Genomic DNA, 22628 nt, shown 5'->3' on the forward strand with positions numbered 1-22628 from the left:
AGGCTCACCGACGGTACAAGCTGATGGAATGGCCCACTTCGCCGACCGGCCGGCTGCCCGCGATCAGCTCGGCGAGCCGCCCGCGCGCCTTGGCGACGGCGGAGTCCGACACGGCCAGCAGCCCGTGCACCCGGTCGGGCGGCACGGTCCGCGGATCGGCGGCGTGGATGCCGTAGTACGACGGCACCCCGCTGCCCTTGTACACCAGCCACACCCGCTCCCCGGGGTACCGCTCCCGGAGCCGGTCGGCGAGCCGGCCCAGGTCCTGACCCCAGTCCACGTTCGAGTCGTGCAGCAGCCGGTGGGTGCGCGCCGGGCCGCCGAAGGCCTCGTTGGAGTACGGCAGGTAGTACGGGAACGTCCACACCGAACCCACCGCCACCCACAGCACCAGCGCGCCGGTCAGGAGCCCCGCCCACCGCCACCGCAGCGCGCGCACCCCGGCCGCCGCCACCGCCAGGAACACCGGCACGAACAGCGCGTACCGGGTGCCGAAGTCCCGTGACCCCGTCATCGCCGCCGCCAGCAGCACGACCGGCGCCGCCAGCAGGTACGGCGCCGCGGGCCGCAGCCGGCGCCGCGCGACGACGGCCACGGCTCCGGCCGCGCCCAGCGCGAGCAGCCCCAGCGGCGTCTTCACCAGCAGGGCGGCCGGCAGGTAGTACCACAGCGAACCGGTGTACAGGTGCCCGAACAGATAGCCCTGCCAGGGATAGTCCTCCAGTCCGAACTGCACCCGCATCCCGGCCCGGTACGCCCCGGGCACGGGCAGCAGCTCCACCAGCCGCCCGCGCAGCCCGTGCACCCCCGGCACCGGCTCGGCGGGCACGAACCGCAGCCGCGGATCGACGGCGAGGTACGCGGCCCACACGACGGCGACGGCCACGACCGCGACGACGACGGCGCCCACCAGCGCCGGCACCACCGGCCGTCGCGCCCCCGGCCAGGGAAGCGGCCGCCATGAGACCGCGCCGGACCGGTGGGCCGTCACGGCGGACAGCGCCGCCAGCGCCATCAGCACCGGCACCGCCGGCAGGGCGCTCATCTTGGTCGCCGCGGCCGCGCCCAGTGCCGCGCCCGTCAGGGGCAGGTACAGGGCGGGGCGGCGGCGGGCCCGCCAGGCCAGCCAGCACGCCGTCAGGACGAGGGCGACGGCCGGCATGTCCAGAGTGGCCAGGGAACCGTGGGCGATCACGTCGGGGCAGAACGCGTACAGGGCGAGCGCGATCAGGCCGCCCACCGTGCCCACCAGGTCCCGGGCGAACGCGAACACGACCAGCCCGCACAGCAGCGTCAGCGCGATCACCGGCAGCCGCGCCCACAGCATCAGCCGCCAGGGGTCGTTGCCCGAGGCGTACAGCAGATGCCGGCCCACCTCGCCCTGATCGCCGGTGTACGACGGGTCGTAGTGCGGGTCCGCCACCGCCACCCCGGCCGCGATCAGCAGCTTCCCGAGCGGCGGATGCTCGGGGTTGTAGCGCAGCCGGTGCTCGCGCAGGTAGTCGGTGGCCGTGGCGACGTACACCGGCTCGTCGATCGTCGGCGTCTGCTGGACCGCCGTGGTGACCATCGCCGCGGCCATCTGCGCGAGCAGCAGGACGACCAGGAGCGGCGGCAGCCACCGCCGGTGCCGGCGCAGCCGGGCGTACCGGCCGGCCGGGGCCTGCCGTACCGGCCCCGTGGGGGCCTCGGGTGTGAGGACCGGGTGTTGTGCGCGCGCCATCATCCGCCCCGCGGCGGCACCGGCCGTGCGGTGACGGGAGGGCTCGGGGGCCGGATCATGGCCCCCACTGTCGCACCGCTCCCGCCCCCGCGGACGTCACCGCCGCACGAGTCGTACCGACAGACCTTCTGCCGTGTACACGGGTACGGCCCGCAGCACGCCGGAGTTCACCTCGATCCGGTGGAACCGCCCGGCCGGCCGGGGCGCGCTCCGGCACGGCGGGGTGCTGCCCACCGCCGGCGGCCGCATCGATGACGCCGCCCAGCCCGTGCGGGTTCTTCTTGAGGACCGTCTCGACCACGGTGCGTGTCCAGCCGCAGCGCCGGCACCGCCGAGCCACCGGGCACGGCCCGCTGCCCGGCCGCCGGCCCGCACGCCGACCTCCGGCGTCCCCGCCCCCGCAGCCACGGGGCCACCAGCAGCGTGCCGCTCGTCGCCCGTACGTCCCCGTGACCGAGCGCGTCCTCGGAGCCGCCCGTCGGGCCGGCGCGGAGCATGGCCGCCGTGCCCGGCGGTTCACGGCATGCCGGTGTGCCCCGGAATTGCCCCCAGGAACGCCCGTGCCGCTGCGCGGAGATGTGCCATGCCCGGAGCAACGCCGGAGCGGGAAGGCGAACGGGTGCATGTCCGGGGCCGGTTCGTGTCCGGTCGGGGAGCACCCGGCGACCGGCGGGTTGCGGCGCGCGGCCCGTGACGCACCGCACCGAACGCCGACCGCCGCACCCCTGCGCGTCAGCCCAGCGCGCCGGCCGGCACGACCAGGTCCGCGCGCTCCCGTGTCGACGCGACCAGGTCGGCATTGCGCTGGTCGGTGCCCAGCACCCAGGACACGGCCGCCGCGTGCTCCTTGCCGAACTCCTCGTGCCGCGCGACCAGCCGGCGGATCCGCTCCTCCTCGTCCGTCTCGCAGAACCACACCTCGTCCAGGCACGGCCGCACCCGTGCCCACGAACCCTCCCGCAGCAGCAGGTAGTTGCCCTCGGTCACCACCAGCCGGGCCTCCGGCGGCACCGGGATCGCCCCGGCGAGCGGCTGCTCCAGCACCCGCTCGAACCCCGGCGCGTACACCACCTCGCCGGTCTCCTCGCGCAACCGCCGCAGCAGTGCCGCGTACCCGCCCGCGTCGAAGGTGTCCGGTGCGCCCTTGCGGTCACGGCGGCCCAGCCGGTCCAGTTCGGCGTCGGCGAGATGGAAGCCGTCCATGGGCACATGCGCCGCCCAGGGCGGTCCGTCGCCGTTCAGCGCGGCCACCAGGCGCTCGGCGAGTGTCGTCTTGCCCGAGCCGGGGCTGCCCGCGATGCCGAGCAGGGCACGCCGGCCGCCCCGGGGCAGGGCGCGGGCACGGAGGACGAGGTCGTCAAAGGTCAACGGCACACAGCAGAGTGTGTCACCGACCGTCCGCGCGGCATGTGGCGTGCGCCACCCACTGGAGCGCTCCGGACGGGGAACAGTCCTGGGTATGACTCAGCTCGGTCTGCCCGACACCATCCAGGCCTGTCTCTTCGACCTCGACGGGGTCGTCACCAGGACGGCCGTCGTGCACGCGGCGGCCTGGAAGGAGACGTTCGACGCGTTCCTGCGCGACTACGAAGGCGAGCAGGGACGGCCGTTCGACGCCTCCGCCGACTACGACGAGTACGTCGACGGCCGCCCCCGCGCCGACGGCGTCCGTTCCTTCCTGGCCTCGCGCGGCATCCGGCTGCCCGAGGGCGACCCCGGCGACCCGCCGGACGCCCGGACCGTCCACGGCCTCGGCAACCGCAAGAACGAGCTGCTGCTGGAGAAGATCCGCACCGGGGGAGTGGAGGCGTACGAGGGCACCCTGCGCTATCTGGAGGCGGTCCGCGCCGCGGGGCTGCGCACCGCGATCGTCTCCTCCAGCGCCAACTGCCGGGACGTGCTGCGCTCGGTCGGCGCCGAGCACTTCTTCGACGTACGCATCGACGGCGTCGTGGCCGCCGAGCGGAGCCTGCCGGGCAAGCCGCACCCCGACACCTTCCTCGCCGCCGCCCGCGACCTGGGCGTCGAGGCGTCCCGCGCGGCCGTCTTCGAGGACGCGCTGGCCGGCATGGACGCCGGCCGCGCGGGCGGCTTCGGGTACGTCGTCGGCGTGGACCGGGTGGGACAGACCGACGCGCTGTACGCGCACGGAGCCGACACCGTCGTGAAGGACCTCGCCGAACTGGGAGGCAAGCAGTGATCACCGACCGCTCGTACGCCGTCGAGCCGTGGACCGTCCGCGAGACCGCCCTCGACCTCGATGTCCTGGCCCAGAGCGAGTCGGTGTTCGCCCTGTCCAACGGGCACGTCGGCTGGCGCGGCAACCTCGACGAGGGCGAACCGCACGGCCTGCCCGGCAGCTACCTCAACGGCGTCCACGAGGTGCACCCGCTGCCGTACGCCGAGGCCGGGTACGGCTACCCGGAGTCCGGGCAGACCGTCATCGACATCACCAACGGCAAGATCCTGCGCCTGCTGGTGGACGACGAGCCGTTCGACCTGCGCTACGGCCGGCTCGTCGCCCACGAACGCGTCCTGGACCTGCGCCGGGGAGTGCTGGAGCGGACCTGCGAGTGGACCTCGCCGGCCGGCTCGACGGTCCGGGTGCGCTCCACCCGGCTGGTGTCGCTGACCCAGCGGGCGGTGGCCGCCGTCGCCTACGAGGTGGAGGCCGTCGACAGCCGCAGCCGGGTGGTGATCCAGTCGGAGCTGGTCGCCAACGAGAGCCTGCCCGAGCCCGACGGCGACCCGCGCGCGGCGCGGGCACTGAAGTCCCCGCTGGAGCAGGAGGACCACTTCGCCTCCGGCAACCGGCTGCGGCTGGTCCACCGCACCCGGCGCAGCGGCCTGAGGGTCGCCGTGGCCGCCGACCACACCGTCACCGGCCCGGAACGCACCACCACCCGCAGCGAGAGCGGCATCGACGTCGCCCGGCTGACCGTCACCTCCGTACTGGAGCCCGGACAGACGCTGCGCGTGGAGAAACTGGTCGCGCACGGCTGGTCCGGCACCCGGTCGCTGCCCGCGATGGCCGACCAGGTCGACGCCGCGCTCGCCGCCGCCGGCCACGACGGCTGGCAGGGCCTGCTCGACGACCAGCGGGCCTGCCTGGACGACTTCTGGGCCCGCGCCGATGTCGAGGTGGAGGGCGACGAGGAGATCCAACAGGCCGTCCGGTTCGCGCTGTTCCACGTCCTGCAGGCCGGTGCCCGCGCCGAGCAGCGCGCCATCCCGGCGAAGGGACTGACCGGCTCCGGCTACGACGGGCACGCCTTCTGGGACACCGAGATGTTCGTGCTGCCCGTGCTCACCCACACCGCGCCCCAGGCCGTCGCCGAGGCGCTGCGCTGGCGGCACAACACCCTGGACGAGGCCCGCGAACGCGCGGCCCAGCTGGGGCTGGCCGGGGCCGCGTTCCCCTGGCGGACCATCGCCGGCCCGGAGGGCTCCGCGTACTGGCCGGCCGGCACCGCCGCCTTCCACGTGAACGCCGGCATAGCCGACGCCGTCGTCCGGTACGTGGAGGCCACCGGGGACACCGACTTCGAACGGGAGACCGGCGTGGAGCTGCTGGTGGAGACCGCCCGGCTGTGGCGGTCGCTGGGCCACCACGACACGCACGGCGTCTTCCACCTCGACGGCGTCACCGGCCCCGACGAGTACAGCGCGGTCGCCGACGACAACACGTACACCAACCTGATGGCCCGGCAGAACCTGCTGGCGGCGGCCGACGCCGTGGAACGCCACCCGCGCGTGGCGCGGCGGCTGGGCGTGGACGAGGAGGAGAGCGCGGCCTGGCGGGACGCCGCCGACGCGATGCACGTCCCCTACAACGAGGAGCTGGGCGTCCACGAACAGCACGCCGGCTTCACCCGCTACCAGCGCTGGGACTTCGCAGGGACCCGCCCCGACCAGTACCCGCTGCTGCTCCACTTCCCCTACTTCGACCTCTACCGCAAGCAGGTCGTCAAGCAGGCCGACCTGGTGCTGGCCATGTACACCTGCGGCGAGTGGTTCGAGCAGCACCACGACGAGGAGCAGATCGCCCGGAACTTCGCCTACTACGAGCCGCTGACCGTCCGCGACTCCTCCCTGTCCGCCTGCTGCCAGGCGGTCATGGCCGCCCGGACGGGCCATCTGGAGCTCGCCTACGCCTACACGTCCGAGGCCGCGCTGATGGACCTCCAGGACCTGGAGCACAACACCCGGGACGGGCTGCACATCGCCTCGCTCGCGGGCACCTGGATGGCGCTGGTCGCGGGCTTCGGCGGGATGCGCCACGACGGCGAGCGGCTGCGGTTCGCGCCCCGCCTGCCCGAGCGGCTGCGCCGGCTCGCCTTCACCATGCAGTTCCGCGGGCGCCGGCTGCGCGTGGACATCGGCGCCGACAAGGTGACGTACACGCTGCTGGACGGCCCGCCGCTCCGGCTCGGCCACCACGGCGAGCCGCTCACGGTCGGCACCGACGAGCCGGCCGTGCGGGCCGTGCCGCCGGTGGTGCGCCGCCCCGCCCCCGAGCAGCCGCCGCACCGCGCCCCCAACAGCGGCTGAGCGCGGCCGTACGGCGTCTCGGCGGCGCATGCCGGACAGCGGTCCCGCCGGGTCGCCGGTCGAGTCGGCGGCGGGCAGCGCCGGAAGGGCGCCGAGGGCGGGGACGGAGCGAGTACCGGCAGGGGCGGCACCGGCGGGCGTACACGGCGAACCCCGTGCGCCGGACCTCACGCGTCCTGTCCGCTCACGAGCCCGGCCTCACGGGCCGCCTGCCGCGAGCAGCTCGCGCAGCGCCCGCTCCTCCTCGGCGCTCAGGCCGGTCACGAACTGCTGGAGCGCGGCGATCGGGTCCGGCCCCCGGTCCAGGGCCTCGTGCATCGCCTGCGCGGTCAACTCGGCCGCGTTCTTGGCCGGCCGGTACGCGCCGCGCCGCCCGTCGGCGTCCCGCAGCACCAGCCCCTTGTCGTACAGGCGTTTGAGGATCGTGTGGACCGTGTTGTAGGCGAGTCCGCCCCCGATCTCGAACTGGATCTCCGCCGGCGTCAGCGGCCGCTCGGTGGCCCAGAGGGCGGCCAGCACCTCGCTCTCCAGCGCCCCGGCGCTGCGCCGCTCCGCCCTGCCACGGGGCCCTGTGCCAGCCATGCCCCAACCTTACAGCGCGTAGGGCCGTCGGCCGGATGGCCCTGTCCGCCCGGCACGCCCGGGCGGCCCGGGTTAGGTTGGGCCGTGTTCCCCGGTCCCCTCCCTCGGCCCTACAGGTCGTAGGGTGACGGCGGGCCCTACGACCTGGAGGGGACAGAGGGGTGGTCATGGCCGGCAGCGCGCACGCGACAGTCGTCACGGCGAGCCGCGAGCGAGTGCGGCGCGCCGCCGCCGGTTCCGCACGCACCGGCTGGCCGCCGGCGGCCGTCGCCGCGGCCTTCACCCTGGCCCAACTGCTCCTGGTCGGGCCGGGCATGGGCCTCGGCTGGGACGAGACGGTGTACGTCAGCCAGGTCAGCGGACACGCCCCCGCGTCCTTCTTCAGCGCCCCCCGCGCGCGGGGCATCTCCCTGCTGGTCGCACCCGTCGCGGCCTGGTCGTCGTCCACCCCCCTGCTGCGGGTCTACCTCGCCCTGCTCTCCGGGCTCGCCCTGTTCCTGGCCCTGCGCGCCTGGCGCGGCCTGTTCCCCGTCCGCGTCCTCACCCTCGGCGGTGCCCTGTTCGCCTCCCTGTGGGTCACCCTGTTCTACGGCCCGCAGGCCATGCCCAACTACTGGGTCGCCGTCGGTGCCCTGGCCGCCACCGGCTGCTTCCTGCGCGGCACCCGGCCCGGCGCACTGTGGGGCCTGGCGGGCAGCGCGGCACTCATGGCGTGGATGCGGCCGGTGGACGCGGTCTGGGCGACGCTGCCCCTGCTCGTCCTCGGCCTGGCGCGCCACCGCCGGCGCGCCCTGCTCGTCCTGCTCACCGGGCTCGCCGCCGGCGCCGCCGAGTGGGTGATCGAGGCGTACGCCGGCTACGGCGGCCTGGCGCGCCGGCTGTCCGACGGCTCGGCGATCCAGGGCGGCCTCGGCTGGCACTTCGCCGTCGTGGACCAGCTGCGCAGCCTGGGCGGACGCACGCTGTGCCGGCCCTGCACCGGCGCCCTGCCGCACCCGCTGCTCACCCTCTGGTGGTTCACCCTGCCCCTGCTCGCCGCGCTCGCCCTGGCCGTCGCCGTCCGCACCCGGCGCACGACGGCCACGGCACTGCCGCTCGCCTGCGCGGCGACCGCCGCCTTCCCGTACCTCTTCCTGATCGGCTACGCGGCGCCCCGCTTCCTCCTCCCCGCCTACGCCCTGCTCGCCCTCCCGGTCGCGGACGCCCTCCTCCACCTGACGACGGCCTCGCCCCGGTCGTCCCGCCGGCCCCGGCGCTCCACCCCGCGCACCGCCCCGCTCCTGGCTCCGCACCTGCCCCGGCGCTCGGCCCTGCCCCCGGCCCCGCCCCGGGCCGCCCGGCCGGCCGTCGTGGTGCTGGTCTGCGCCGGGCTCGCTGTGCACCTCGCGGTGCAGCTCGCCGTGCTCCTGCACACGGTGGGCAACACCACCGCCGCCCACCGGGAGTGGGCGCGCACCGCGGACGAGCTGCACCGGAACGGGGTGCGGCCGCCCTGCCTGGTCGCCGGCCACGAGGCCATCCCGGTCGCGTTCGCCGCCGGCTGCGCCTCGGCCGCGACGGCCGGGCCCAACGCCAACACCACCGAGGACGGCATCGCCGGGGCCGCGCGGCGGACACCGGTCGCCGTGCTGGTGCCGGCGGGTTCCGCTCCACCCGGCTACGCCCGCGACTGGCGGTCCGTCCCCGCCGGCACGGTCCGGATCTACTACGCCGTACCGGGCGCCGGCTCATGACGGCGCCCGCGGAACTCTCCGCCTCCCTCGGCCGCCGGCACGCCCGCTGGCAGGCCGGCGTCTGCCTCGCCGTCCTGCTCGGCGCGGTGTACCTGGCCCGCCGGCACTGGCCCGCCGTCGAGAGCGGAGCCGGGCGGCTGGCGGTCGCCGACCAGGGCTGGCTGCTGGTCGGCGCGGTGGCGGCCATGGGCACCTGGGCGGCCTCCGCGCTCGCCCAGCAGGGTGCCGTCGTCCCGAGGCTGCCCGGACGCCGGCTGGCCGCGGCCCAGTTCGCCGCCTCCGCAGCCAACCACCTGCTGCCCGCGGGGCTCGGCGCGGGCGCGGTGAACCTCCGGTTCCTGATGCGCTGCGGGCTGCCGGCGGGGCGCTCGGCCGGTGCGCTCGCCGTCAAGGCCGCCGCCGGTGCCACCGCCCGCCTGACGCTGCTCGCGCTGCTCGCCCCGGCCTGCCCGGGCCTGCTGCGCCTCCCGCGCATCTCACCGGCGGCGGTCGCCGTCGCCCTGGGCGTCGCCGTCCTGGTGGCGGTCCTGCTCGCCGGGCCGCTGTGGCCGCGCTGCCGGCGGCCGCTGGCCGCCGTGCTGGCCGACATCCGCGCGCTGCACGCCTGCCCGGCCCGCGCGGCGGCCCTGTGGGGCGGCTCCGTGGCCTTCGCCCTGCTGCACGCCCTGGTCCTGATCGCCGTCACCCGGGCCGTCGGCCTGCCCCTCGCCCCGCTCCAGGTCGCCGTGCTGTACCTCGCGGCCAGCAGCGCCGCCGCCCTGCTGCCCACACCGGGCGGCCTCGGCTCGCTGGACGCCGCGCTGGCCCTCGCCTTCACCACCGCCGGCACCCCCGGCGCCACCGCCGCGTCCGCGGTGCTCGGCTACCGGCTGCTGACCGTGTGGCTGCCGCTGCTCCCCGGCCTGCTGGTGCTCGGGGTGCTGGTGCGCAGCAAAGCCCTGTGAAGACCGGGGAGTTTCCCGCGCGTCCGGGCCAGGTAGGAGACGGGTACTGCTGGTGACACAGGAGGGGGAGTCATGCAGGGGAACGACAGCGCGGGACTGCCGAGCGCGGCCTTCTTCACACCGGGATCGTCGTCCTTCACCGAGTTCCTGGCCACGCACCGCCCCCGGCTGCTGCCCACCGCACCTCCGCTCCCGGCCGGCGCCCGGATCGCGCCCGACCGGTTCCCGCACGGCACCACCGTGCTCGCCCTGACCTACCGCGACGGTGTGCTGATCGCCGGGGACCGCCGGGCCACGATGGGCAACCTCATCGCCCAGCGCGACCTGGAGAAGGTGCACCCCGCCGACGACCACACCGCCGTCGCCTTCGCCGGCACCGTCGGCCTCGCCCTCGACATGGTGCGGCTCTACCAGGTGGAGCTGACCCATTTCGAGAAGGTGGAGGGCGTCCCGATGACCCTCGGGGCCAAGGCGACCCGGCTCGCGGCCATGATCCGGCAGAACCTCGCCCAGGCCATGCAGGGTCTCGTCGTCGTCCCGCTGCTCGTGGGCTACGACCTCACCGCGCCCGACGGCGGACGCGGCCGGATCTTCGGCTTCGACGCGGCCGGCGGGCTGTACGAGAAGCAGCACTTCCATGCCGAGGGCAGCGGCTCCCCGTACGCCCGGGGCGCCCTGAAGAAGCTGTACCGGCCGGACCTGACCCGCCGGGAGGCGGCCCTCGCCGCGCTCCAGGCGCTGTACGACGCGGCCGACGACGACTCGGCCACCGGTGGTCCCGACCTGAACCGCCGTATCTTCCCGGTCGTCTCCGTCATCACCGAGGACGGCTTCGAGCGGCTGCCGGAGCCGGAGACCGGGGAACTCAGCCGCGAGACGGTCCGGCAGCGCGCCGGCCGCCCGGACGGACCGCACGCCACGGCCTGACTCGGCTTTCCCTGCCCATGGGGTAGGCCTGCCGTGATCGTGGGGAAGGCCTGCCGTGCCTTTTACTGCACATCTGTTGCAGGTACGGAAGGATGGCACAAGGAGAGGCGCAGCCGCACCGGCACCACCGAAGGCAACGCCCCCCTGACGGCCGTCCCTGGTTCCACTCCGTCCCTCCCCGCCTGGACCGGGGCACCGCCTCGGCCCGGCACCGCGTCCGCGGCTCCGACGCGGCAGGAGCGGATCAGGGGCGGCGGGCGGGCCTCGCCCCGGTCCCTGCCGGGCTTGCTGTTCGGACTCGGCTTCGGCACCCCTCCCGGGAGTCGACGGGGTTAATGATCCGGTCACGGGAAACGCGGACCAGGACCGTCGAGAACCCCCGGAGGAGGCGACCATGAGCGACCAGCAGTCCGAGCAGACCCCGATGGCCGACGACGCCTACCAGCCCACCGGCACCAACGAGGAACAGGAGGACGCCGGGCCCCTGGACCTGCAGGACGCGGTCGGTGAACGCACCTACGACGACATGCTCGACGAGGGCTACTCCCCACCGGAACGCCCGCTGGGCGTCACCCGGCACGGCACCACCGCCGCCGAGCAGCAGGCCGGGGAGACCCTGGACGAACGGCTCGGCCAGGAGGTCCCGGACGTGACCGCACCGCCCGGCGACGGCGTCGGCGACCTCCCCGGCGGCGAGGGCGAGCCGGTCGACCCCGAGGCCGGCGAGTCCCGCGCCGGCCGACTCGTCGCCCCGGACGAGGGCGCCCACACCGACACCACCAAGGAGGAGGTCGCCCGGGACGTGGGCATCGACGGGGGAGCGGCCGGGGCGGAGGAGGCGGCGATGCACGTGGTACCGGACGAGACGGAACTGCCGGAGTAGACCGGCCCCCGCGCAATCCGGCGACGTCCGGCACAGGCGGGCGGCCGGAGAAGGCCGGCGCGCACACGGAACCGGCCGGGCGTGGGTACGCCCGGCCGGTTTCCCCGTTCGTGTCCGCGGGATCCCCGGACCGCCCCTAGGGCAGCAGCTTCTCGATGGCCGCCGTGCCCTCCGACTCCAGCTTGCGACGCGCCCAGTCGAGGGTCTTGGGTGTGACGTCCCTGCCCGCCGCCATCACCAGGTCCTCAGGGGTGACGTCCCTGGGGGGCGCGGAGTGGAGCAGGGCGTCCGGGGTGCAGACGTCGTCCGACGAACGGGACTCTTCGGGTGTGGATGTCGACATGATGCCTCCTCCTCGGTCCGGATGACCGCATCCGTGCCGGTGCCTCCGAACGGAGCACACTCTCACCATTCCCCTACCCGGCGCACCCTGCATCCGGAAGCGCCCCGGGAAAGGTGAGGAGCGCCTTCCCACGCCACACGGAACCACTCCTCCTAAGCTGGAAAACACCCGTAAGCGGGAAAACCGCCCGCACACGGGACCACACCCCTCACCGGGAGGCCGCCGATGGCCGAGACGCCGTACCCCGAGGACGCCCCGCGCCGCCCCCGCTACCTGCCCATCGCCGAGCACGGGCTCATCGGCGACCTGCGCACGGTGGCGCTGGTCGGCAGCAACGGCACGATCGACTGGTACTGCTGCCCGGCCTTCGACGCCCCCAGCGTCTTCGCGGCCATCCTGGACGCCGAGCGCGGCGGCTCCTTCGAACTGGCGGCCACCGTACCGGCCCGCACCAAGCAGTTCTACTTCCCCGACACCAACGTGCTGATCACCCGGTTCTTCACCGAGGACGGCGTCGGTGAGGTGCAGGACTTCATGCCGGTCGTCGCGGAGTCCCCCGGCGAGACCGGCCGGCACCGGCTGATCCGGCGTGTGGTGTGCGTCCGCGGCACCGTCCCCTTCCGGGTGCTGGTCGCTCCCCGCTTCGACTACGGCGCCGCCCCGCACACCGTGCGCACCCCCGGCGGCCTGGTCCTGTTCGAGTCGCCCGCCCAGTCACTGGCGCTCACCTCGACCGTCCTCCTGGAGTGCGACGCCCGCGACGCCCGCGCCGACTTCAAGCTGAGCGAGGGAGAGTCCGCCGTGTTCGCCCTCGACCAGGTCGACGGCGCGGTGGCCCCCCGCGCCTGCGCCCACGCCGAGGCGGAGCACGAGTTCAACGCCACGGTCACCTACTGGCGGCGCTGGCTGCACCAGTCCCGCTACCGGGGCCGGTGGCGCGAGATGGTGCACCGCTCGGCGCTCACCCTCAAGCTCCTCACCTACGCCCCCACCGGCGCCATCGTCGCCGCCCCCACCACCAGCCTGCCCGAACAGCTCGGCGGCGAGCGCAACTGGGACTACCGGTACGTGTGGGTGCGGGATGCCGCTTTCGCCGTCTACGCGCTGCTGCGGCTCGGCTTCAGTGGCGAGGCCGAGGCGTTCATGCGGTTCCTGACCACGCACATCAGCCCCGGCTGCGGCGACGGCTCCGGCCCGCTGCAGATCATGTACGGCATCGACGGCCGCGCCGACCTGCCCGAACGGGAGCTGCTGCACCTGGCCGGACACCAGGGCTCGGCCCCGGTCCGCGTCGGCAACGCCGCCGCCGGCCAGCTCCAGCTCGACATCTACGGCGCCCTGATCGACTCCATCTACCTGTACGACAAGTGGGCCCAGCCCATCCCCAGCGGCCAGTGGGACGACGTGTGCCACCTGGTCGACTGGGTCTGCGACCACTGGGACCAGCCCGACGAGGGCGTGTGGGAGACCCGCGGCGGGCGGAAGAACTTCCTCTACTCGCGGCTGATGTGCTGGGTCGCGATCGAGCGTGCCATCCGCCTCGCCACCCACCGGGGACTCCCGGCCGACCACCGGCGCTGGCGCCAGGCCCGCGACGCCATCTACCGGCGGATCATGGACCGCGGCTGGTCGGAGCGCCTGGGCGCCTTCGTGCAGTACGAGGGCGGCGACGTCCTGGACGCCTCCCTGCTGATGATGCCGCTCGCCAAGTTCATCGCCCCCACCGACCCCAAGTGGCTGTCCACCCTGGACGCCCTCACCGAGGGCCTCGTCTCCGACTCCCTCGTCTACCGCTACGACCCGCAGGCCAGCCCCGACGGCCTCCGCGGCGACGAGGGCACCTTCTCCATCTGCTCGTTCTGGTACGTCGAGGCACTCGTGCGGGCCGGCCGGCTCGACGAGGCCCGGCTGGCCTTCGAGAAGATGCTCACCTACGCCAACCACCTCGGCCTGTACGCCGAGGAGATCGGCCGCACCGGTGAACAACAGGGCAACTTCCCACAGGCCTTCACCCATCTGTCCCTGATCAGCGCCGCCTTCAACCTCGACCGCGCTCTGGGCTGAACACCGCCGGTCCGGATCGGCCTGTGTGCCCGCAGGTCGCACGGGTACCCGGGGTGTCCGAAAGCGGAATCGACACAGGGGCGAGAGAAGGAGGAGACCCCGGATGACCAGCACCAGCGAGACCGGCGACGTCACCGGCACCCGCGACAAGGACTACAACCTCATCTGGTACGTCGAGGCGTGCCTGAGCAACGCCCTGCGCCTGGAGCAGTACATCCAGGACGCCGAACGCGACAAGGACAACGAAGTCGCGGAGCTGTTCCGCAAGGCCCAGTCCGACAGCCGCAAGGGCGCCGAAATGGGCAAGCAGTTGCTGCGCTCGCGGCTGAACGGCGGCTGACCGCCGCTTCGCTCAGGCGAACCGGGAACTCGGAACGGGCCCGGCGGACCGGACACGCGCCCGGTCGCCGCGCAGCCATGTGCCCGCGACGGCCGTGACGAACGCGGCGAACTCCGCGTCGGCGTCCCCCGGGCCCGCGCCGTCCCCGGCACCGTCGGCGTCGCCGGACGGGTCGGCACCGGTGATGCCGGCGGCGATCTCCGCCTCCGGACGGTCGTCCGCCGGCCCCTGTCCGATCCGGCCGTCGGATCCCGGACGCAGCTGCGCGCCCCACGGCGCGACCACCGACTGGTGCAGCAGGGCCGCACTGTCCGGGGTGACGGCGGGAGGGTCCGTCCAGCAGCACGCGTGCGCGTGCAGCACCTGACCCGGGACCCGCTCGAACAGTTCCCCGATCAGCTCCGGCCCACCGTCGTGCGCCGCGAGCCCGTCCAGGTCGTACGCCACGACCACCGTGTCCGGCCGGCCCGGCGCGAACGGCTCGGCCGGCAGGCCCAGTACCTCCGCCGCGGCGAGCCCGAGGATCCGCGAGTCCCGGTCGGGCAGCAGCGACACCGTCCGCGGCCGGACCCCGGTGCCGTCCAGCAGCGCCCGCAGCCGCAGCAGACCCCGCAGACACTGGTCCGGGGTGTCCTGGAGCCAGGCGTAGCGGCCGTTCATGCCCTCGTCGAAGCCGTACGGCGACAGCGTGCCGAGGACAGTGCCGCCCAGCACGTACTGCCAGCCCCGCACGTCGGCAGGGCCGAGCCGGCCCGCCCGCTCGGCGTCGGCGACCCGGGCGAGGGTCCGGTTCTGCCGCTCCCGGGCGGGCTGCCACTGCGGGTCCTCCGGATCGGACAGCAGCGCGTGCTGGCGCCGGGCCAGGTCCAAGTCGCCCGCCAGGACGGCGTTGTGGACCAGCAGGTACCGGTCCGGCCAGTCCGCGAAGCGGTCCTCGTGACGGAGGAGGTCGGTCACCGCCTCCGCGTGCCGGCCCTCGTCCTCGTACGCCGACACCAGCTCCCGGAGCACGGGCAGGGCCCCGTCGCTGCGGCGCAACGCCTCCCGTAGTGCGGGGATCGCCAGATCCGGCACCCCGCGTTCGACGCAGGCGTACCCGAAGCCGTAGAGCGCCCGCGCGTCACCGGGCGCGGCGGCCAGGGCGGCCGAGGCGTCGGCGAGGTCGGTGAAGCCGGCCGAGCCTGCCGCCCGCCCCACCACCAGGGCCACCTCTGCGAGCGGCTGCTCTTCGCCGGCGGCCCAGACCTGCCGCAGGGCACCAGGCACGTCCCCGGCGTCCAGGGCCTCCCAGGCGGCGGCGAGAGCGGGGGAGACGGGCCGGGCGGTCCGGCGTTTTCTGCGCGAGAACATGCCGGAGATCATCACCCGCCGGCCGAGCCGGACTCAACGGATTTCCCAGCCCCCGGACCTCAGGGCAGCGGCTGTTCCGCCCAGATCACCTTGCCGTGCGGGGTGTACCGGGTGCCCCACCGTTCGGCGAGCTGCGCGACCAGGAACAGGCCCCGGCCGCCCTCGTCCGTGCTCGCCGCGTACCGCAGGTGCGGCGAGGTCGTGCTGCTGTCGGAGACCTCGCAGATCAGCGTGCGGTCACGCAGCAGCCGGACCCCGATCGGTGCGCGCCCGTAGCGGATCGCGTTGGTGACCAGCTCGCTCAGGATCAGCTCCGTCGTGAACGCCAGCTCCTCCAGGTCCCAGTCGGCCAGCCGCCGGGTCACCGAGGCCCGTACCTCCGACACGGCCGCCGGGTCGGAGGGCACCTCCCACTGCGCGACCCGGTCGTCGCCCAGTACCAGGGTGCGGGCGACGATCAGCGCCACGTCGTCGCTCGGCCGGGCCGGCAACCGGTCCAGCACGGTACGGCAGGTGTCCTCGGGGGAGGCGTCCGGCGTCCGGAGCAGCGCGTCGCGCAGCAGATCGAGCCCCTCGTCGATGTCCCGTTCCCGGTCCTCCACCAGACCGTCGGTGTACAGCACCAGCCGGCTGCCCTCCGCCAGCTCCAGCTCCGCCGTCTCGAACGGCAGCCCGCCCAGGCCCAACGGCGGACCGGCGGGCACCTCCGGGAACTCCACGGTGCCGTCCGGGTGCACCAGCGCGGGCGGTGGATGGCCGGCCCGGGCCAGGGCGCACCGCCGGGACACCGGGTCGTAGATCGCGTACAGGCAGGTCGCACCCGTCACCACGGCCCCGCCCGTCCCCGGGCTCTCGTCCTGGTCGAGCCGGCCGACCAGCTCGTCCAGCAGGCCGAGGAGTTCGTCCGGGGGCAGGTCGAGGGAGGAGAAGTTGTGCACGGCCGTGCGCAGCCGGCCCATGGTCGCCGCCGCGTGCAACCCGTGCCCGACGACGTCCCCGACGACGAGGGCCACCCGGGCACCGGACAGCGGCAGCACGTCGAACCAGTCACCGCCCACGCCGGCCTGCGCGGGCAGATAGCGGTAGGCGAGCTCCAGGGCGCCCTGCTCGGGCAGGGTGCGCGGCAGCAGGCTGCGCTGCAGCGTGACCGCCATGCTGTGCTCGCGGGTGTACCGGCGGGCGTTGTCGATCGACACCGCCGCCCGTGCCACCAGCTCCTCCGCGAGCGCCAGTTCCTCGGAGTCGAACGGCTGCGGCTTCTCCGCGCGCCAGAAGTTCGCCACGCCCAGCACCAGACTGCCCGCCCGCACCGGCACGGAGATCAGCGAGTGGATTCCGTACCCCAGCACCTGGTCGGTGCGCTCCAGGTCCTGCGCGCGCCAGCCGGGCGCGTCGCGCAGCCGGCCCACCACGACCGACTGCCCGGTCGTCAGGGCGCGCGCCTGCGGCGAGGTGGCCACGAACCGGATCCGCTCGCCGACCGGGTACAGCGGGGCGCCCTTGCGGACGCCCGCGCAGGCCGTGCGGCGCAGCGCCGTCCCCGGCCGCGGCTCCTCGCCGTTCAGCACCGCGTCGAACAGGTCGAGCGTCGCGAAGTCCGCGAACCGGGGCACGGCCAGTGCGGCCAGCTCCTCCGCGGTCCGGGTCACGTCCAGGCTGGTACCGATGCCCACCCCGGCGTCGTACAGCATGTTCAGCCGCTCCCGGGTCACCTCCGCGCGGCCCGACAGGGCGCGCAGCTCGGTGGAGTCGCGCAGCGTGGTGACGCTGCCGGGCGGGCCGCCGCGCAGGTCGGTGGGCCGCTGGTTGATCGCCAGGAGGCGGTCCTTGACCAGGTGCACCTCGTCCGTGGCGACCCGGCCCGAGGCCAGCAGCCCCGCCGTCTCGTCGTCCAGGCCCAGCTCCAGCACGTGCCGCCGCTCGGCGTCCGCCGGCAGGTCCAGCAGGCGGTGCGCCTCGTCGTTGGCGAGCAGCAGCCGGCCGTCGCCGCCGACGATCAGCACACCCTCCCGGACCGCGTGGAGCACCGCGTCGTGGTGCTCGTACATCCGGGTCATCTCGTACGGCCCGAGGCCGTGCGTCTGGCGCAGCAGCCGTCTGCTGACCAGCGCGGTACCCGCGGTGGCCAGCACGAGGGCGGCGGCCGCCGCCGCGAGCAGCAACGGCAGCTGCTGGTCGGCGGCCCCGCCGACGTGCGCGGTGGTGACGCCCGCCGACACCAGTCCCACCACCGTGCCGGCGGAGTCCTTCACCGGCACCACGACCTGCACCAGCGGGCCGATCGTGCCGGTGATGTGCTCGACGACCGTGCCGCCGGCCAGCGCCGGTGCGGTCGTGCCGACGAACTTCTTGCCGATGCGGTCGGGCTTGGGATGCGTGTAGCGAACGCCGTCGGTGTTCATCACGACGACGAAGTCCACCCCGGTCGCCTTGCGGGTGGCTTCCGCGCGCGGCTGCAGTAGGGCCGTGGGGTGCGCGGAGCGCAGGGCGGCTGCCGTGCCGGGAGCGTTGGCGAAGGTCTGGGCCACGGCGAGGGAACGGTTCGTCGCCTCCGTGTCGCTGTCGTGCCGCACCTGGAGCACCTGGGCCACCACCGCCGAGACGACCAGCAGCAGCACGATCACCACTTGCAGCAGGAACACCTGACCGGCCACGCTGCGCCCGGTCACCGCCGACCGCAGCATCCCCGGCCGGCTGCCGCCCGCGCCGCGCGGCTGCCGCGGCGGGTTGTGCGGTGCGCGCGGGTGCCCGACAGAACGGGGCGGCCGAGACGCGGGCCGGCCGGGCAGTCGCACCATGTGCCCATGTCTACACTGCCCGGCGCCATCAGGCGAGACCGTCGCCCGAGCCGCCGGCATCCGACCGGAGCGCGCAGGGTTTTCGGATGCCGTCAGAGGTCGGGGACCGCACGTCGGGCGGCGAGGAGGAGGGCCACGTCGTCGGGGCGGCCGGTGGCGTGCCGGGCGGTGGCCGTGAGCCGGTCGGCGACCCCGGCCAGCGACCGCCCGCCGGGCCGGCCGGCGGTGGCGCCGGCCTCGGCGAGCGCCCGCCGCAGCGCCGTGATGCCCTCGTCGATGTCGGCGCCGGGCCGCTCCACCAGGCCGTCGGTGTACAGGGCGAGGATCGCGTCCGGCTCCAGCAGCAGCTCGGTCACCGGGTACCGGGCGCGCGGATCCACCCCGAGGACGACACCGCCGGGTATGTCCAGCAGCCGGGTGCTGCCGTCGGGGGCGCGCAGCAGCGGCGGCGGATGGCCGGCGCGGGCGATCCGGGCCCGGCCGGTGAGGGGGTCCAGCCGCAGATAGCAGCAGCTGGCGAACTGGCCCGGATCCAGGTCGATCAGCAGACGGTTGGAGCCGCTCAGCACCTCGTCCGGCGGCCGGTCGCTCAGCGCGAACGCGCGGACCGCGCTGCGCAGCTGGCCCATGGTGGCCGCCGCCTGCACCCCGTGCCCCTGCACATCGCCGATGACCAGCGCGAGCCCGTCCCCGGCCTCGACCACGTCGTACCAGTCGCCGCCCACGTCCATGCCCTGCGTGCCCGGCAGATAGCGGCCCGCGGTCTCCACCCGCGGGTGCGCCGACAGCCGCCGCGGCAGCAGCGCCTGCTGCAGACCGCGGGCGAGGGCCGCCTCGTCGTCGTACCGCCGGGCCCGTTCCAGGGCGTGCGCGATCAGTCCGGCGAGCGCAGTGAGCACGGTACGTTCCTCCGTGCTGAAGCTGCGCGAGCAGTCGAAGCCGAGGATGCAGGAGCCGACCGGCCGGCCCGAGGCGATCAGCGGCAGGAAGGCACGCGCCCCCTCGTCCGCGTCGAGCGCGATCCCCGGATACGACGCCGCGATCTGCGCCATGGACTCGAAGAACAGCGGCCGGCCGGTGGTCAGCGTCTCCACCCCGGGCAGGTGGGCATCGAGGCCGACGCCTTCGAACGGGGCGAGGAAGCCCTGCGGGAACCCGGTCTCCCAGGCCAGGTACAGATGCCGTTCCTGGAGCAGGTAGATGGCCAGCTGCCGGCCGCCGAACGCGGGCAGCAGCTCCTGCATCACCACCTCCGACACCTGCCGGGCCGTCACCGCGTCCGTCAGCGCGATGGCCAGCGCGATCGGCCGGTACAACGGCGCCATCGAGTGACCGCGGCCCACCGTGCCCGGCGCCACGGGCGGCTCGGAGACCGCTTCCCGTGTGGCGTCCATGCGGCTGGCCGGGACGAGTGTGCAGGCCAGCAGGTCCGTACCGGGGTGCACCGACACGGCCAGCCAGTCGCCCTCGTCGGCTTCCTCCCGGTCCCCGGCCGGCCGCCGGGCGTGGAAGCGCACCGGCTCGGGCGAGAGCAGGGCACCGCGCAGATGGTCGTCGTACGGCGGCCCGGTCAGCCAGGGCAGGGCCTCCCACAGCGGCCGGCCGAGCAGCGCCTCCCGCGGCCGGCCCGCGAGCCGGGCCGCGGCCGGGTTGACGTACACGATCAGCCCCAGCCGGTCCAGGCAGAAAACGCCCTCCGGCAGCAGGTCGGCCGCGCCGTCCGCGGAGGCGGACGTACCGGGTTCGAACACCACCCCGCCGACCGGCGGTCCGGCCCCGTCGGCTTCGGCCGGCCACAGGTCCAGCAGCCGCTGTGTGCCGTCCCGGGCGCGCAGGCTGAGCGGTGCGTCCGGCGGTTTCCCGGCGGCGGCGTCGCGCAGCGCGGCCAGGACCTGGTGCGCGTCGGCCGGGGCCACGGCGTCCGCGAGGGCCGCCGCCGTCCCCGCGAACTCACCGGGGCGCAGCCCGAGGAGGGCGTGCAGCCGGTCGTCCGCGCGGACCACGGACGTCGCCGGGTCCCAGCTGAACCGGCCTACGGCGGCTCCCGTGGGCGGGCTCGCGGGCGGTCGCAGGCACAGCGGCTCCGCGTCCCAGGACACCGCTCTCTCGTTGCCGCCGGTCAGGTCGAGGAGTTCGGCGCCCAGGCGGTCGGCGAGCCGGGTGAGGGCTTCCCGGTCGAGGAGTTCGTCCACGGTGTCCGCCATCGCCGGGTGCAGCACGGTGAGCACGCCGAGCGGCTCGGCCCGGCCCGGCACCGCCACGTGCACGGACCCGAACGGGAAGGGCAGACCGGCCGCGAACTGCGGGTACCGGCGCATGGTCTCGGTGGCGTTCGGGAGGATCACCTGGACGCCGAGCCGGTAGGCGTCGGCGACGGGGAACGGACGGTCGACGTGCAGCCGCCACCACGGCTTGAACAGCGGGCCGGGCAGTCCCACGAGCACGGCGAGGCGCAGCAGGCCCGGGATACCGGACCGCAGGTAGACACCCGCAGCCCGCCCGCCGGCCGCGGTGAGGGCGCCGGTCGAGGCGTCGGCCAGCAGCGCGGTCAGCCGGGCCCGCGTACGGACGGCCTGCTCGTCGCTCCCAGCCATCGGGCCTACCTCGTCCCATGCGCCTCCGGGTGGATGACACAGCAAGAATGCGCCACGAGACGCGCGGAACGCACCTGGACGGGCAGAGGGAGACAGCGCCGGGGCAGTGCTCGGCGGGCAGCCCGGCCTGCCGAGCACTGCGCGGAGACGGCCCCGTCACCGCCCTGGCCGTGCACGGGGAGACCGGGCCCGGGGCGGCACGGTCAGGAGTCGGCCGTCCCGCGGGGCAGCGGCCGGGTGGTGCGCAGGCTGCGCAGGGCCAGGAGCAGGACGCCGATGTCGTCCAGGTAGACCGGGTCGGGCAGCAGGTCGGTGGGCAGCAGCAGATACGCGACCGCGCCCCAGAACACCCACCGCGGTCCCGTCGGCAGCCCCGCCCGCCGCAGTGTCCGCCGCGCACGCACCAGCCGGACGAGCAGGCCCACCGCGACGGCGAGCAGCACCGCCGCGACGACGGCGGCGATCACCAGCAGGGTCGTGGTCGTGTCCATCCCGGCTCCTCCCTGGCCGTGCGCCTACGACGACCGGTCGTCCGCGGCGGTCCCGGTGTCCTTGCTGCCGTCCGTCGCGCGCGCGGTGCCGTTCGACGATGCGCTCGGGGCGGGCTCCGGCTGCTGCCGCCCCTTGGCCGTCAGCTTCAGCTTCTCGAACGTCCGCGTCAGCTGCTGCAGCGCGCCCGGGGTCCGCGCGGCGGGCCGCTGCTGGGGCAGTACGGGCTCGGGCACGCCACGGTAGGCGGCCAGGGCCTCCAGCGCCTGCTCGGCGGCCTGCTTGTACAGGTCCCGGGACTTCGTCATCGCCTCCAGGGCCTCGGCGTACATCGCGACCAGCCTCCGCTCGCGCTCCAGCTCCTCCTGAACGGTCAGCAGGGTCCAATTGTCCCGCAGTTCCGTGAGTGCCTCCCCGACGCCCTGGGGCAGCGGGCGGGGCAGGGCGACGAAGTGCCGTAGCGCCGCGATGAGTTCGGCCGGTTCCGAACCGTCCAGGAACACGCTGCGTACGCTGTGCTCCCGGCCGTCGTAGCCCTCCGGCGCGGGATCCGGCGGCAACAGCACGGCGCCGCCACGCGGCACCTCCACGCCGAGGTCCTTCAGCGCCCAGTTGACCGCGCGCAACTGCTGCGGGGTGGCCCGGTGCTCCACCACGCGGTGCCGCAGACCGGGCGGCAGCAGCCGCGCCAGCGGCAGCCGGCCCCGCTCGTCCGGTGTCATCGCCTCATGGACGACGACGTGCACGCACCATGACTCCCGGGCCGCGTCCCGCAGCCGGCGCCGCATCTCCTTGTCGTCCTCGGGCAGCGCGTTGACCTGGCGCAGGCGCAGACCGGCGACCGTGGAGTGATGGTCCCAGGAGCCGTCCTCGCTCCCGTCCGGGCCGTCCTCGGGCCAGAACAGGGTCGCGGGCGAGGGCCACGTGTCGTCCCACGGCCGTTCCGCCTCCGCGACCAGCCGCCACTCGTGGTCCTGCGGCCGTGCCGGACTCGGTACGAGGGTCAGCCGGGCCCGCACGGTCACCGTGCCGCCGGCCCGCCAGCGCGCCTCGAAGATGCGCCGGTCAGGGTCCCCGGCCGCGGGCGGTTCGGCGAAGTCGTCGATGTCACCGCTGTTCCTGTGCCGGCGCAGTGTGCGGCGGACGACCTCCTCGGGTGCGGGACCGGTGTGGCGGCCCCGGGCCGCCCAGAGGGTCTGCGGGATGGTGGCGCGGTCGGTGGCGGAGTTCGACATGAGCCAATCTGCTGATGGGGGCGGGTGTGCCTCCCAGTATCACCGTTGGGCGGCGCGACACGGCGGCCGGGG

18 protein-coding genes are annotated in these 22628 nt (G+C 74.9%); 9 read left to right on the top strand and 9 right to left on the bottom strand.

What is annotated here, in order from left to right:
• Positions 1–4: 4 nt before the first annotated feature.
• On the bottom strand, positions 5–1726 hold the full coding sequence (locus S1361_RS35880) for an ArnT family glycosyltransferase (RefSeq protein ID WP_208035993.1): 1722 nt from the start codon (positions 1724–1726) through the stop codon (positions 5–7).
• Positions 1727–2029: 303 nt separating this feature from the next.
• Between S1361_RS35880 and S1361_RS35885 the strand changes: the two genes are divergently transcribed.
• On the top strand, positions 2030–2176 hold the full coding sequence (locus S1361_RS35885) for a hypothetical protein (RefSeq protein ID WP_208035994.1): 147 nt from the start codon (positions 2030–2032) through the stop codon (positions 2174–2176).
• 279 nt (positions 2177–2455) lie between these two features.
• On the opposite strand, the gene S1361_RS35890 is transcribed toward S1361_RS35885, so the two are convergent.
• The gene (locus S1361_RS35890) at positions 2456–3097 is read right to left on the bottom strand and encodes a nucleoside/nucleotide kinase family protein (protein ID WP_208035995.1); all 642 of its coding nucleotides are present in this window, start codon (positions 3095–3097) and stop codon (positions 2456–2458) included.
• 85 nt (positions 3098–3182) lie between these two features.
• Here S1361_RS35890 and S1361_RS35895 point away from each other — a divergent pair, with 85 nt between their 5' ends.
• Positions 3183–3923: an HAD family hydrolase gene (locus tag S1361_RS35895; protein WP_208035996.1), complete on the top strand. Its 741-nt coding sequence runs from the start codon at positions 3183–3185 to the stop codon at positions 3921–3923.
• Complete coding sequence (locus tag S1361_RS35900; protein ID WP_208035997.1) at positions 3920–6274, top strand: glycoside hydrolase family 65 protein; 2355 nt, start codon at positions 3920–3922, stop codon at positions 6272–6274. The genes S1361_RS35895 and S1361_RS35900 overlap by 4 nt, the downstream gene beginning before the upstream one ends.
• A 198-nt stretch (positions 6275–6472) precedes the next feature.
• Here S1361_RS35900 and S1361_RS35905 read toward each other — a convergent pair whose 3' ends face one another.
• A complete protein-coding gene (locus tag S1361_RS35905; protein ID WP_208035998.1) occupies positions 6473–6856 on the bottom strand; it encodes a BlaI/MecI/CopY family transcriptional regulator in 384 nt (127 codons plus the stop codon).
• Positions 6857–7023: 167 nt separating this feature from the next.
• On the opposite strand from S1361_RS35905, the gene S1361_RS35910 reads away from it, so the two are divergent.
• The 4 genes from S1361_RS35910 to S1361_RS35925 all read left to right on the top strand — a co-directional run bounded on the left by S1361_RS35910 (position 7024) and on the right by S1361_RS35925 (position 11343).
• Positions 7024–8589, top strand: coding sequence for a hypothetical protein (locus S1361_RS35910; protein WP_208035999.1), 1566 nt, complete (start codon positions 7024–7026; stop codon positions 8587–8589).
• Entirely contained in the window at positions 8586–9533 is a 948-nt protein-coding gene (locus S1361_RS35915) for a lysylphosphatidylglycerol synthase domain-containing protein (protein ID WP_208036000.1), read from the top strand. Before S1361_RS35910 ends, S1361_RS35915 begins: the two co-directional genes overlap by 4 nt.
• A gap of 72 nt (positions 9534–9605) precedes the next feature.
• Entirely contained in the window at positions 9606–10460 is an 855-nt protein-coding gene (gene prcB / locus S1361_RS35920) for a proteasome subunit beta (RefSeq protein ID WP_208036001.1), read from the top strand.
• Positions 10461–10854: 394 nt separating this feature from the next.
• Positions 10855–11343 carry a DUF5709 domain-containing protein gene (locus S1361_RS35925; RefSeq protein WP_208036002.1) on the top strand — a complete coding sequence of 163 codons (489 nt, stop codon included), beginning with the start codon at positions 10855–10857 and terminating at the stop codon, positions 11341–11343.
• A 136-nt stretch (positions 11344–11479) separates the two neighbouring features.
• On the opposite strand, the gene S1361_RS35930 is transcribed toward S1361_RS35925, so the two are convergent.
• Entirely contained in the window at positions 11480–11686 is a 207-nt protein-coding gene (locus S1361_RS35930) for a hypothetical protein (RefSeq protein WP_208036003.1), read from the bottom strand.
• Between the two features lie 225 nt (positions 11687–11911).
• Here S1361_RS35930 and S1361_RS35935 point away from each other — a divergent pair, with 225 nt between their 5' ends.
• Entirely contained in the window at positions 11912–13750 is a 1839-nt protein-coding gene (locus S1361_RS35935; RefSeq protein ID WP_208036004.1) for a glycoside hydrolase family 15 protein, read from the top strand.
• A gap of 103 nt (positions 13751–13853) precedes the next feature.
• Positions 13854–14090, top strand: a complete 237-nt coding sequence (locus tag S1361_RS35940; protein ID WP_208036005.1) for a hypothetical protein — start codon at positions 13854–13856, stop codon at positions 14088–14090.
• 12 nt (positions 14091–14102) lie between these two features.
• Here the strand turns inward: S1361_RS35940 and S1361_RS35945 are convergent, their stop codons facing one another.
• The 5 genes from S1361_RS35945 to S1361_RS35965 all read right to left on the bottom strand — a co-directional run bounded on the left by S1361_RS35945 (position 14103) and on the right by S1361_RS35965 (position 22556).
• A complete protein-coding gene (locus S1361_RS35945) occupies positions 14103–15440 on the bottom strand; it encodes a hypothetical protein (protein ID WP_208036006.1) in 1338 nt (445 codons plus the stop codon).
• A 59-nt stretch (positions 15441–15499) separates the two neighbouring features.
• Complete coding sequence (locus S1361_RS35950; protein WP_208036007.1) at positions 15500–18124, bottom strand: SpoIIE family protein phosphatase; 2625 nt, start codon at positions 18122–18124, stop codon at positions 15500–15502.
• A 206-nt stretch (positions 18125–18330) separates the two neighbouring features.
• Positions 18331–20832 (bottom strand): SpoIIE family protein phosphatase, encoded by a 2502-nt coding sequence (locus tag S1361_RS35955; protein WP_208036008.1) that lies wholly within the window; start codon positions 20830–20832, stop codon positions 18331–18333.
• Between the two features lie 203 nt (positions 20833–21035).
• Entirely contained in the window at positions 21036–21323 is a 288-nt protein-coding gene (locus S1361_RS35960; protein ID WP_208036009.1) for a DUF1232 domain-containing protein, read from the bottom strand.
• Between the two features lie 24 nt (positions 21324–21347).
• Complete coding sequence (locus tag S1361_RS35965; protein ID WP_208036010.1) at positions 21348–22556, bottom strand: hypothetical protein; 1209 nt, start codon at positions 22554–22556, stop codon at positions 21348–21350.
• Between the last annotated feature and the right edge of the window lie 72 nt (positions 22557–22628).

This window comes from Streptomyces cyanogenus, from assembly GCF_017526105.1.
Taxonomy (GTDB): domain Bacteria; phylum Actinomycetota; class Actinomycetes; order Streptomycetales; family Streptomycetaceae; genus Streptomyces; species Streptomyces cyanogenus.